The 11,330-nt window shown below is 51.9% G+C and carries 13 protein-coding genes; 1 reads left to right on the top strand and 12 read right to left on the bottom strand.

Annotated features, from left to right (window positions below):
- Positions 1–9: 9 nt before the first annotated feature.
- The 6 genes from ACO5Z0_RS09155 to ACO5Z0_RS09130 form a co-directional block, all read right to left on the bottom strand.
- Positions 10–234: a hypothetical protein gene (locus ACO5Z0_RS09155; protein WP_485650039.1), complete on the bottom strand. Its 225-nt coding sequence runs from the start codon at positions 232–234 to the stop codon at positions 10–12.
- 180 nt (positions 235–414) lie between these two features.
- Positions 415–1,518 carry a DNA (cytosine-5-)-methyltransferase gene (gene dcm / locus ACO5Z0_RS09150; RefSeq protein WP_485650038.1) on the bottom strand — a complete coding sequence of 368 codons (1,104 nt, stop codon included), beginning with the start codon at positions 1,516–1,518 and terminating at the stop codon, positions 415–417.
- Positions 1,500–1,937, bottom strand: coding sequence for a very short patch repair endonuclease (locus tag ACO5Z0_RS09145; protein ID WP_485650037.1), 438 nt, complete (start codon positions 1,935–1,937; stop codon positions 1,500–1,502). The genes dcm and ACO5Z0_RS09145 overlap by 19 nt, the downstream gene beginning before the upstream one ends.
- Positions 1,938–1,959: 22 nt before the next feature.
- Positions 1,960–2,142 (bottom strand): hypothetical protein, encoded by a 183-nt coding sequence (locus ACO5Z0_RS09140; protein ID WP_314642554.1) that lies wholly within the window; start codon positions 2,140–2,142, stop codon positions 1,960–1,962.
- A gap of 316 nt (positions 2,143–2,458) precedes the next feature.
- Entirely contained in the window at positions 2,459–3,826 is a 1,368-nt protein-coding gene (gene rlmD / locus ACO5Z0_RS09135) for a 23S rRNA (uracil(1939)-C(5))-methyltransferase RlmD (protein WP_485650072.1), read from the bottom strand.
- Between the two features lie 20 nt (positions 3,827–3,846).
- Positions 3,847–4,521 (bottom strand): HAD family hydrolase, encoded by a 675-nt coding sequence (locus tag ACO5Z0_RS09130; protein WP_485650036.1) that lies wholly within the window; start codon positions 4,519–4,521, stop codon positions 3,847–3,849.
- On the opposite strand from ACO5Z0_RS09130, the gene ACO5Z0_RS09125 reads away from it, so the two are divergent.
- Positions 4,516–4,785 (top strand): hypothetical protein, encoded by a 270-nt coding sequence (locus ACO5Z0_RS09125; protein ID WP_485650035.1) that lies wholly within the window; start codon positions 4,516–4,518, stop codon positions 4,783–4,785. The genes ACO5Z0_RS09130 and ACO5Z0_RS09125 overlap by 6 nt on opposite strands.
- On the opposite strand, the gene gatB is transcribed toward ACO5Z0_RS09125, so the two are convergent.
- The 6 genes from gatB to ACO5Z0_RS09095 form a co-directional block, all read right to left on the bottom strand.
- Positions 4,754–6,193: an Asp-tRNA(Asn)/Glu-tRNA(Gln) amidotransferase subunit GatB gene (gene gatB / locus ACO5Z0_RS09120; protein WP_485650034.1), complete on the bottom strand. Its 1,440-nt coding sequence runs from the start codon at positions 6,191–6,193 to the stop codon at positions 4,754–4,756. The genes ACO5Z0_RS09125 and gatB overlap by 32 nt on opposite strands.
- Positions 6,190–7,662 (bottom strand): Asp-tRNA(Asn)/Glu-tRNA(Gln) amidotransferase subunit GatA, encoded by a 1,473-nt coding sequence (gene gatA, locus ACO5Z0_RS09115; RefSeq protein ID WP_485650033.1) that lies wholly within the window; start codon positions 7,660–7,662, stop codon positions 6,190–6,192. Before gatA ends, gatB begins: the two co-directional genes overlap by 4 nt.
- A 12-nt stretch (positions 7,663–7,674) precedes the next feature.
- Positions 7,675–7,965, bottom strand: coding sequence for an Asp-tRNA(Asn)/Glu-tRNA(Gln) amidotransferase subunit GatC (gatC, locus tag ACO5Z0_RS09110; protein ID WP_485650071.1), 291 nt, complete (start codon positions 7,963–7,965; stop codon positions 7,675–7,677).
- Positions 7,966–8,104: 139 nt separating this feature from the next.
- The gene (gene htpG / locus ACO5Z0_RS09105) at positions 8,105–10,060 is read right to left on the bottom strand and encodes a molecular chaperone HtpG (protein ID WP_485650032.1); all 1,956 of its coding nucleotides are present in this window, start codon (positions 10,058–10,060) and stop codon (positions 8,105–8,107) included.
- A gap of 113 nt (positions 10,061–10,173) precedes the next feature.
- Positions 10,174–10,773: a hypothetical protein gene (locus tag ACO5Z0_RS09100; RefSeq protein ID WP_442673026.1), complete on the bottom strand. Its 600-nt coding sequence runs from the start codon at positions 10,771–10,773 to the stop codon at positions 10,174–10,176.
- A 19-nt stretch (positions 10,774–10,792) separates the two neighbouring features.
- Positions 10,793–11,293 (bottom strand): CinA family protein, encoded by a 501-nt coding sequence (locus tag ACO5Z0_RS09095; RefSeq protein ID WP_485650031.1) that lies wholly within the window; start codon positions 11,291–11,293, stop codon positions 10,793–10,795.
- Between the last annotated feature and the right edge of the window lie 37 nt (positions 11,294–11,330).

Genomic DNA, 11,330 nt, shown 5'->3' with positions numbered 1-11,330 from the left:
AGTCACCTCTTATTTCAATGTAAAACGTTCCTCTTTTGCATCAAGCCCGAGAAAACGATTCTTTGTATTCTTAAGTTCTTTCTCTAATGCAGAAAAAATCTGCTTTATATCATCATCTGTATACTCATAGTTAGCTTTGCTTGAGCAATTACCTAACAGTCTCATCATCTCAAGTATTTTATTTGTACGCGCTTCCACAAGCCTAACAAAACGTTCCCTTTTAGTCTCAGCCATGATATTTTCCTCCTACTATTATTTGATAATAGTATACATCGAAACAGCTACATTTGTCAATACATTCTATAAATATTTTAAAAATATATTCTTTATTTTCTTTCCTCCAAAAAGAAAAGCAGCGCTGTTTAAACGCCGCAATCCAATATTACATTTTGAAATTATTCCTGATTATTATTTTCAATTCATGTCAAGGCATCTTAACATGAATTCTGCCATTGTTTGAATCACGGGAATTGTAACCGAATTGCCAAACTGCTTGTACTGCTGTGTTTCGCTCATTCCTTCCGGGAAAGAAAATGTCTCTACGCCGTCTTCTATAAAAGCATAACCTATGAAGCCTTGCAGTTTTCCCCATTCTCTCGGAGTCATAAAGCGGACACAGCTGTCATTTAGCGGTGTGGTTTTTGTCGGATAAATCATTCCGGGAATATCATCTTGAGGATCATATACCAGATTTCGCTCTTTTCCCGAGCCTCCGGTAGCCAGTATCGTATTTGCAACAGGATATGGTATGGTCTCTGCGTTAACTACTTTGTATCCGAATCCGTTACCGTTTCTATTATTCCTTTCTCTGTGTCGTATTAAGGTATCGAAATACCCGGATGCCAAGTAATACTTAGGATCTGCCCCAAGCTCCAACAACTCACGCAAATCTCGGTATATAACTAATTGATTCTCTACAGGAAGTACCTCCGGAAGATAGTCTGCCGCATCACCAAAATGCTCGCGGCTGAAAGCCATGATATATGTTCTCGGACGGTTCTGGGGTATTCCAAAATATCGGGAATTCCTTACAAAATCTCTTCCATCATAGAGTGGTGCGCCCTCTACTCCGCGATGAACCCCGATCACCTTGTAATCTAATTGTCTCTCCAGAATGTCAATTATGGTGTGAAACGTATTCCCCTTATCATGCCTTACCAGATTATCTACATTTTCAAGAAAAACTGCTCTCGGCGAAGTGCGTCGGATTATTTCAGCAATATGAGAGAAAATAACACCTCGTTTTTCATCATCAAATCCAAGTTCATAGCCTTGTCTACTGAAGCTTTGGCACGGGAACCCCGCAAGCAATACATCGTATTCCGTATTCTCAACCAAGGTCTTGAACTCCTCGGAAGTTAAATCATTTTCCGGGTTTTCACCATATAGATGCATATATGTCTGACAGGCATATTTATCTATCTCTGAAGAGAGAACATTTTCGAACTCTCCGGTTCTCTCGAATCCTTTTCGGATTCCTCCTATTCCTGCGCAGAGGTCTATTGTTCTGTAAGGCATTTTCTTTTCTCCTTTACAATTCTTTCTATGATATCTGCACACTCAGACAAGTTCTTCTTTATGTCTTTACCCCAAAATCGCAGTACAGTCCATCCTTCAGAACTAAGAGCTTCATTAACCTCTTCGTCCCGGGATATGTTTCTTTCAATCTTCTTAATCCAAAAATCGCGATTACTCTTTATGTCGGATTTTCTCGTCTCCCATTCAAATCCATGCCAAAATTCCGAGTCACAAAAAATCGCAATCTTCAATCCTTTAAAGGCAACATCGGGACACCCGATAATGCTTTTGACATTCTTTCTGTAGCGAAGCCCTCTGCGCCATAATTCCTTCTGTAACAATAGTTCTATTTCAGAATCCTTATTGCGGACATGCTGCATATTCTTGCGGCGTTGTTCTGGCGTTAATCTGTCCGCCATAAAAACACCTCCATCCGTGTTCCTATTTCTTTTTTCTTGAAAGATACTCAGTGATACACTCATGTATCACTGCAGCTACAGTAATTCCATGTTCCGCAGCATATATTTTCAAGAATTGTTTATCCGCGACAGTTACAGAAAGATTCAAAGTTGTTCTCTTCTCCGAATCAGGCGTCTTTTTTACATCATTATCGGTTTTAGACATTGAGAATCCCTCCTCACTCCGATATGCGTAATTGCGCATTTACGCAATCTATTTTACTCCTATTATTCTCTCTGGTCAACTATTGTTTGCGGATGAACTGACAATAGTTCCCTTGTTACTCACCCTCCGAAAACCCAAAAACAGTAGTTGCCTTGTTACGCCACGGGCAAAAAGTAGTTCTCTTGTTACACATACCGATTTCCTGGTGCGAGAACTACTGTCAGCGAGCATAAGAAAGGGACTCCGGAAGATACGCCTGACATGGGCAATATCCTCGGAATCCCTTAATTTCAAGCCCTTTTCTCTACGTTTACTTCTAATCTCTTGACATCAATACCACGCACTCCACATGCGATGTTTGCGGAAACATATCCACGGGCTGTATCTCTTTCGTCATATATCCCAACCCTGCTAAAAGTGCCAGATCTCTGGCGAGGGTTGCGGGGTTGCAGGACACATAGACGATGCGGTCGGGGTGCATGGCGGCGAAGGTTTTCAGGACGGTTTCCGTGCAGCCGGCGCGGGGCGGATCGACGACGACGACGTCGGGGCGGATGTTTTCTTGGTAGAGACGCGGCATGAGTTTCGTGGCGTCTCCGACGAGGAATGTGGCATTTTTTATGCGGTTATCACGCGCATTCTTTTTCGCGTCCTCGATTGCGGGTTTGACGATTTCGATGCCGTAGACGCGATGGGCTTTTTGTGCGAGGAAAAGGGTGATGGTGCCCGTGCCGCAGTAGGCATCGAGGACGGTTTCTTTGCCGTTGAGATCGGCGTATTCCAGCGCCTTTTCATAGAGAACGGCAGCCTGCTCCGTATGGACTTGGAAGAAGGATCTCGTCGAGATGGAAAAACGCAGTTTGCCGATGCAGTCGGGAATCGTCGGTTTGCCCCAAAGGAGCTTGGTTTCACGTCCTAAGATGACATTATTGCGATACGTCTGGATATTTTGCTGCACGCTTTTGAGATTCGGCACGCGCTCTCGTAAAAGGCGCGTGATTTCTTTCGCCTTGGGCAAGTCCTTCGTCGCTGTGACGAGAACGATCATGGCTTCGCCGTTTTCCCCGATGCGGCCGACAACGTGACGCAGGACGCCTGTATGGCGGTCCTCATCGTAGACGGGAATACGCAAACGCTCGACGATCTCGCGCATGACGTTGACGATGATGTTGTTGCCTTCTTTTTGAATCCGACAGTCGCGCGTGTCGATGATGTCGTGCGATCCTTTGGCGAAGCAGCCGATGACGGTCTTTCCCCGCTTCCTGCCGACGGGAAACTGCATCTTGTTCCGATAAAACCAAGGATCTTTCGCGCCTAAGATGGGCAAAATCTCGATGCCGGAAAGCCCCCCGATGCGCTCAACTGCATCGACAACCTGCTGCCTTTTTAGGCGCAGCTGCCCCTCGTAGGAAAGGTGCTGCAGCTGACAGCCGCCGCAGGATGCGTAGATCGGACAGAGAGGCTCGACGCGTTCGGGGCTTTTCTCCAAGATTTCCACGAGCTTGCCGCGTGCATACGTTTTCTTGACGTCTTCCATGCAGACGAGCACTCGCTCGCCGGGCAGTGCGCCGGGCACGAATACGGTGAAGTCTTTCACGCGTCCCACGCCTTCACCGCTCGTGCCGAGCGTCCGGACGGTGATTTCGTATGTTTTTCCCTGCTGTACGGGGATTTCTTTTTTCATCGCTTCTCGTTCCTTCAAATTCATCCCATGTTCTCGCAAAAATCCACGTTCTCCAAAAGTTCCAACGGTTCTTTGAGCAAGACTTTCGCGCCGCTTTCCACAAGCTCCTGCGCGGGGCGAAATCCCCAAAGCACGCCGACGGGCAGGAATCCCGCACGCACGGCGGTTTCCATGTCAACGGACGTATCGCCCAAATAAGCGACTTCTTCGGGCTTCATACCGAGGTGCGCGGCGATTTCCAACGGTGTCACAGGATCCGGCTTCTTCGGGAAACCTGCGCGGTCGCCAAGCACTTTTGCAAAGGTGTCGGGTGCAAAAAGAATCTTCACGATGGTCAGCGCCGCATCGTTGTGCTTGTTCGTGCAGACTGCCAGCGGAATCCCACGGCTCTTCAATGCGCTCAGAAGCTCGCGCACGCCCTTGTAAGGACGCGTTTTTTCCAACAGACGCTCTTGATAAATCGCCTTGTATTTCGCGAGCGCTTCTTCAACGAAGGCAGCGTCTGCCGCCTTTGCCGCAGGCAATGTCCGCTCCATGAGTTTTTTGGAACCGTTGCCGACGAAATATCGATACTTTTCCACTACATGCGTTGGAAATCCGTAGCCTTCCAGCATGAGATTCACGCTGTCCGCCAAGTCGTCCAAGGAGTTGACAAGCGTACCGTCGAGATCGAAAATCACAGCTTTATATTGCATGGCGATCACCTTTCTGCTGTCGCGAAAATCATCCATGATGTACTTTTAGAAGCGCGAAGTGCGCCGCATGATTGGCTGACGTTGACCGCCATCGGCACAGCGCATCTGTGCAAATCTGGGCAACTTCATTTTATCAGCGTTTCCTTTATTTTATTCGCGGAAAGCTCCCTTTTCCCTGCAAAAAGGAAAGCAGCCGCAAAAACGGCTGCTTTCCAAAACCATCATAAACGTATCAGCGCAATTTATCCGCGAGAAGCTGATTGACCATCTGCGGATTTGCCTTGCCTTTCGACTGCTTCATGACTTGACCGACGAGAGCGCCGACCGCCTTTTTGTTGCCGCTCTTATAATCGGCGACAGGCTTCGGATTGGCGGCGATGACGGCATCGACGATCGCTTCGATCTCCTTCGTGTCCGTGATCTGCACAAGCCCTTTATCCTCGACAATCTTCTCGGGCGCATCGCTCGATGTCCACATCTCGGCAAAAACCTTCTTGGCGATCTTCGACGAGATCGTTCCCTTTTCGATGAGCGCAATCATTTGCGCGAGGCGCGAGGCTTCGACCGGCGATTCTTCAATCGTCTTGCCCTCGGCGTTGAGGTTCTTCGCGAGATCGCCCATGATCCAATTCGCCGCGCTTTTCGCGTCCGCGCCGCCCGCAAGGCACGCCTCGAAATACTCTGCCAGCGGGCGCGATGCCGTGAGGATGCCCGCATCATAATCCGACAGACCAAACGCTTTCCCATAGCGCTCGCGACGTGCGTCCGGCAGCTCGGGCAAGGCCTTGCGGTATGCCTCGATCTCCTCTGCCGTCGTCACGATAGGCACGAGATCCGGCTCCGGCATGTAGCGGTAGTCGTGCGCCTCTTCCTTCGAGCGCATGGATTTCGTGATGCCGCGCTCGGGATCCCATGTACGCGTTTCCTGCACGATATGCCCGCCGTCTTCGAGGATTTCTTCCTGCCGCTCGATCTCATAGGAAAGCGCATCCTCGACCGCTTTGAAGGAGTTGATGTTCTTCATCTCCGCTTTCGTTCCGAGCGTTTTGGTTCCGACGGGGCGAAGCGAAATATTGAGGTCGGCGCGCAAATTGCCTTCCTCCATGCGGCAGTTGGAAACGTCGATATATTCGAGGATCGACTTGATCTTCTCCATATAGGCGCGTGCTTCTGCCGGCGTTGACATATCCGGCTCGGAAACGATCTCGATGAGCGGTACGCCCGTGCGGTTGTAATCGACGTTCGACGTCAGAGAATCCGTGATCGTCGCGCCCGAATGGACGAGCTTGCCTGCATCTTCCTCCATGTGGATGCGCAGGATGCGGATGCGCTTCGTGCCGTTTTCCGTTTCGATATCGACATAGCCGTGCTCGGCAATCGGCAGATCATATTGCGAGGTCTGAAAGTTCTTCGGCAGATCGGGATAGTAATAGTTCTTGCGGTCAAATTTGCTGTACTTGTTGATCGTGCAGTTGAGCGCAAGTCCCGCTTTGATGGCGAACTCGACGACGCGCTTGTTGAGCACGGGCAGCACGCCGGGCAGCCCCAAGCACACGGGGCAGACCTGCGTGTTCTGCTCGGCGCCGAACTTCGTGGCGCAGCCGCAGAAAATTTTCGTATTCGTCTTGAGTTCGCTATGGATCTCAAGCCCTATGACTGCTTCGTAATTCATCCCTCTGCCCCTCCGATCTTCGCTCGGTCTTTGTGAAAAGAATGCGTCTGCTCATAGGCATAAGCGGCACGCAGGATCGTCTCCTCCGCGAGCGCCTTGCCGATGATCTGCAGGCCGATGGGCAGCCCCTTCGCCGAGTAGCCGCAAGGCACAGAGATGCCCGGCAGACCCGCAAGGTTCAACGGCACGGTACATATATCCTGCAAATACATTTTCAACGGATCGGAAACCATCGCACCGATCTTGAAAGCCGGCGTCGGCGCCGTCGGCGCCATGATGACGTCGACCTTCTCGAAGGCGTCGGTGAAGTCCTTTTGCACGAGTGTGCGCACCTTCAGCGCCTTGAGGTAATACGCATCGTAATAGCCCGCAGAAAGCGCGTAGTTGCCGATCATGATGCGGCGTTTGACTTCCTCGCCGAACTTCTCGCTGCGCGTCTTCGTCATCATCTCGACGATGTCCGCACCATCGACACGCGCACCATAGCTCACACCGTCGTACCGTTCGAGGTTCGTCGCGGCTTCCGCCGGCGCGATCAGATAGTATGTCGAGATCGCATACTCCGTATACGGCAGCGTGATTTCCGTGACCTCTGCGCCCATCGCTTCAAAGTCTGCGATCGCCTTGCGAACCGCCTGCTCCACATCGGCGTCCATCCCCTTGACGAAATACTCTTTCGGCAAGCCGATTTTAAGCCCCTTCACGTCCTCGATCAATGCCTTCGTATAATCGGGCACGGGCGCGGCACTCGATGTCGAGTCCATCGCATCGTGTCCGGCGATGACGTTCAATACATGCGCACAGTCCGTCACATCGCGCGTCACGGGACCGATCTGATCGAGCGACGATGCATACGCGACGAGTCCGTAGCGCGAAACGCGGCCATACGTCGGTTTCATGCCGACAACGCCGCAAAACGACGCCGGCTGACGAATCGAGCCGCCCGTATCGGAGCCGAGCGCCCAGACCGCCGTACCGGCAGCCACCGCCGCCGCGCTGCCGCCCGAGCTGCCGCCCGGCACGCAATCGAGGTTCCACGGGTTGTGCGTCTTTTTGTAAGCGGAGTTTTCCGTCGAGCCGCCCATCGCAAACTCATCCATATTGAGTTTTCCCAAAATGACGGGATTCTCTTTCGCGAGCTTTTCCATGACCGTCGCATGATAGGGCGGTACGAAGTTCTCCAAAATCTTGGAAGCGCACGTCGTCCTGACACCCTTCGTGCATATATTGTCCTTGATCGCGCCGGGAATGCCCTCCAAAAAGGCGAGCGACTCTCCGCGTGCGATCTTCTCATCGGCGTGCGCCGCCTGCACGAGCGCCGACTCACGCAGCTCGGTCAGATACGCCCCGACCTTTTCTTCGACCTCGTCTAAGCGTAAAAGCACGTCCTTCGTCAGCTCAGTCGAGGAGATTTCCTTCTTTTGCAGCAAATCATGAAGGTCATGCGCCGCTTTATCGTAAAGTTTCACCAAATTTCCTCCTCAGCCTTCCAGTATCTTCGGCACTTTGAAATAGCCGTCCTCTGCCAAAGGCGCATTGGAAAGCGCCGCCTCGCGCATGAGCGACGGCTTTACCTCGTCGGCGCGGAAAACATTCTGCATCGGCAGAGCATACGTCGTCGGCTGCACCTCTTCCGTATCCACGCCTTCAAGATTCTCGACATACTGCAAAAAAGCGTCGAGCTGCCCGAGGTACTTATCCGCTTTTGCGTCTGCAATCGAAAGGCGCGATAAGACAGCAACATCCGCCAAATCTTTCTTTGTAACCTTCATCTTCTCACCATCCATATAAGAACTGTTGTCACACGCTTTCTATTATAACACATCTGCGTCTTTCTGGGGAATGATTCCGCCGAAACGCAAAAAAGTCCCCGAGAAATCCTCAGGGACTTTTCTATGATGCGGACTTTCCTCACTTCGCCATCAGTTTCGCGAGTTTATTGGCAAACTCCACGGGATTTTCCGGCAAAATACCCTCGATAATCAATGCCTGCGTGTAGAGAAGGTCGCAGTAATCCTTGAAATCCTCCGTATCCTTGCCCGCTTCGTGCAAGGTCTGCAAACGCGCGAAGATGTCGTGACGCGGGTTGATTTCCAAGATACGACGCGCCTTGAACATCGGATTATCCATCTCGGAGAACGTGTGCTCCATCGAAAGGCTCGGCCCCATCGCATCCGCCACGAGGCAGACGGCGCTCGATTTAAGCCGCGCGGTCAGCTTGACTTCCGCCACGCGATCCCCTAATGCCTCTTTGACATCTTTCAAGAGATCGTCGTTCTTCTTCTGAATGTCTTCGGTCTCCTTCTTCGCTTCCTGCGACTCGGCATCGTCAAGATCAAGGTCGCCGCGGCTGATCGAGTGGAACTTCTTGCCCTCGTACTCACGCAGCGTTTCGATGGTGAACTCGTCCACGGGATCGGTCAAGTAGAGAACCTCGATGCCCTTCTCACGCAGAAGCTCCATCTGCGGCAGCTTCTCGATCGTCGCCTTGTCCGTACCCGTCGCATAGTAGATTTCCTTCTGACTCTCGGGCATACGCGCGACATACTCCTTGAGCGTCGTGAACTTACCTTCCTTCGAGCTGAGGAAGAGCAGCAAGTCTTTGAGCTTGTCCGCCGTGTTCTCGCCGCTGTAAATACTATTATAAATGCCGATTTTCAGCGACTTGCCGAACTCCGCCCAGAACTTCTCATACTTTTCGCGCTCGTTTTTCAGCGTGCGTTCCAACGTCTTTAAGATATTCTTCTCAAGATTCCTGCCGATGGTCTTGAGCTCACGGCTCTGCTGCAGAAGCTCACGCGAGATATTGAGCGAAAGATCGGGCGAATCGACAAGCCCCTTCATGAAACGCAGATAGTCGGGCAGGAGATCCTTGCACTTATCCATGATGAATACATGACGCGAGTAGAGCTGCACGCCCGGCTCGAAGTCCGTATGGTAGAGGTTGAACGGAGCGTGCGCCGGAATGAAGAGCAGCGCCGTATACTCGACCGCACCTTCCGCTTTCGTATGGAAAATCTCCATCGGATCTTCCCACTCGTGGAACTGGTTCTTGAGGAATTCATTGTACTCCTCGTGCTTGATGTCGCTCTTATTTTTCGTCCAAAGCGGCGTCATGGAGTTGAGCGTGCGCACCTCCGTCCGCTTCGTCTTCTCCGCTCCCTCAATCGGCTTACCGTCTTCATCCTTCGGCGTTTCCTCGATCTCAAAGCTCATCTTGATCGGGTAACGCACATAGTCCGAATACTTCTTGACCAAGCCTTCGAGCTTATACTTGTCGAGAAAATTTTCCTCAGATTCCGAACCGTAATAGTCCTTTGCCAGCGTGATGACGATCGTCGTGCCGTGCTTTTCCTTGTCACATTCCTCGATGCTGTAAGTGCCGTCCCCCGTTGACTCCCAACGAATGCCCTGCGCCTCGCCTGCCTTGCGCGTGAGGATTGTGACCTTCTCCGCGACCATGAACGCCGAGTAGAAACCCACGCCGAATTGACCGATCAGTTCCTTTTCATCGACCGCCGCATTCTCTTCTTTCGTGCGCTTGAGCTGCTCTAAAAACGCCTTCGTGCCCGATTTTGCAATCGTACCGATGTTCTCGACGACTTCCGCCTCTGTCATGCCGATGCCGTTATCGGAGATGGAAAGCGTATGCGACGCCTCGTCCGGCACGAGGAAGATCTCCGCACTATCCGCCCCCTCGCGCAACGTACTGTCTGTCAAAGCGGCGAAATGCAGCTTGTCGAGCGCATCCGATGCGTTGGAAATCAGCTCCCGCAGAAAAATCTCATGATTCGTATAGATGGAATGAATCATCAAGTCGAGAAGCTGCTTGGTTTCTGCCTGAAATTCATGCTGTACTTTTGCCATGTTGAAAAACCCCTTTACACAAAGATGCACGGGAGGCAAAGCGCTGTGCGCCGTCCATCCCGTGCGTTTAGTGTACTATATAAAAGTCAAAAAGTCAACACACGTTCCTAAACTCACAAATCCTTCAGCGTCGATACGCCTGCGCGGAACTCTGAGACATTTTTCGCTGTGATCTCAGGATTGTCAATCAACTCAACTTTGAAGGCGCGTCCTTTTTCTGTGCGCAGGAAAACGACCGCCATCTGCGTATCCGCCGTCGCTTCGGTATCAAGCTCACCGTCGCCATCCGTATCCACCATGATGGTCTTTGACGTCACGGCGAAAACGCCCTTCGTCTTTGCCGTGATCGGCAGGATATCGACAAGCGCATACGCGCTGTTTTCCTTCAGTTTTGTCAAGAGAAGCTGCTCATCCTTCTGTGAGAGCTTCGTAAGATCAGGCAAATCTTCCTTGGCGAAGCCATCCGGGATGATGATCCACGCCTTGTTGATCCGATAGCCCTCGTTGGCAAAGACGAGCACACTGCCTTCTTCGCCCGCCTGCAAAACGCTTGCCGGCAGGACGCCGAGCGGCTTCGTCGGACACATGATGCTGTAGCCCGCCTCCTTGTTCGTATATGTATACGGCTCTGCACCCGCTGTCTGCGGCGCTGCCGCCGCTGCAAACATCGTGCAAAATGCAAAAGCGATGCCCAAAATCTTCCTCAGTTTCATCAAAAAAATCCCCTTTCCCTTACTCTCTCAAAAGCATATCTCTCACCATACGAAGCGCTGCTTCCGCCGACTGACGCTTGACCTCCGTTCGCACGCCGCTGAACACATAGCGCTCTACACACGTCGCATTCTCCGCAGCGACAGCGATGCAGACAAGCCCCACGGGCTTTTTCGCCGTCGCCCCGCCCGGTCCTGCGATGCCCGTGACACCCACGCCGATGTCGGCAGGAATTGCGCGGCGAATCCCCTCCGCCATCTCACGCGCCGTCTCCTCCGACACAGCGCCGAAAGCTCGCAGCGTCTCCACCCGTACGCCGACGAGAGATGCCTTGACCTCATTCGTATAGGAAACGACCGAACCCATCACATACGCGGAACTGCCTGCGACATCCGTCAAACGGCTCGTCAAAAGACCACCCGTACACGATTCGGCGCAGGCGATCGTCCTGCTGCGCTCACGCAGCATACGTCCGACGATCACCTCTAGGGGCTCTTCCTCATCGGTAAATCCCTCTTCCATAGAAACATCTCCACCTTTCTGCCCTGCATTTCCCATT

Source organism: Selenomonas sp., from assembly GCF_057272215.1.
This window is presented reverse-complemented; position numbering and strand designations above follow the sequence as displayed.

Bases quoted from the DNA above. Each gene is read 5' to 3' on its own strand.
- ACO5Z0_RS09155 (WP_485650039.1), bottom strand. From the start codon at position 234: ATGGCTGAGACTAAAAGGGAACGTTTTGTTAGGCTTGTGGAAGCGCGT.
- dcm (WP_485650038.1), bottom strand. From the start codon at position 1,518: ATGCCTTACAGAACAATAGACCTCTGCGCAGGAATAGGAGGAATCCGA.
- ACO5Z0_RS09145 (WP_485650037.1), bottom strand. From the start codon at position 1,937: ATGGCGGACAGATTAACGCCAGAACAACGCCGCAAGAATATGCAGCAT.
- ACO5Z0_RS09140 (WP_314642554.1), bottom strand. From the start codon at position 2,142: ATGTCTAAAACCGATAATGATGTAAAAAAGACGCCTGATTCGGAGAAG.
- rlmD (WP_485650072.1), bottom strand. From the start codon at position 3,826: ATGAAAAAAGAAATCCCCGTACAGCAGGGAAAAACATACGAAATCACC.
- ACO5Z0_RS09130 (WP_485650036.1), bottom strand. From the start codon at position 4,521: ATGCAATATAAAGCTGTGATTTTCGATCTCGACGGTACGCTTGTCAAC.
- gatB (WP_485650034.1), bottom strand. From the start codon at position 6,193: ATGAATTACGAAGCAGTCATAGGGCTTGAGATCCATAGCGAACTCAAG.
- gatC (WP_485650071.1), bottom strand. From the start codon at position 7,965: ATGAAGGTTACAAAGAAAGATTTGGCGGATGTTGCTGTCTTATCGCGC.
- htpG (WP_485650032.1), bottom strand. From the start codon at position 10,060: ATGGCAAAAGTACAGCATGAATTTCAGGCAGAAACCAAGCAGCTTCTC.
- ACO5Z0_RS09100 (WP_442673026.1), bottom strand. From the start codon at position 10,773: ATGAAACTGAGGAAGATTTTGGGCATCGCTTTTGCATTTTGCACGATG.
- ACO5Z0_RS09095 (WP_485650031.1), bottom strand. From the start codon at position 11,293: ATGGAAGAGGGATTTACCGATGAGGAAGAGCCCCTAGAGGTGATCGTC.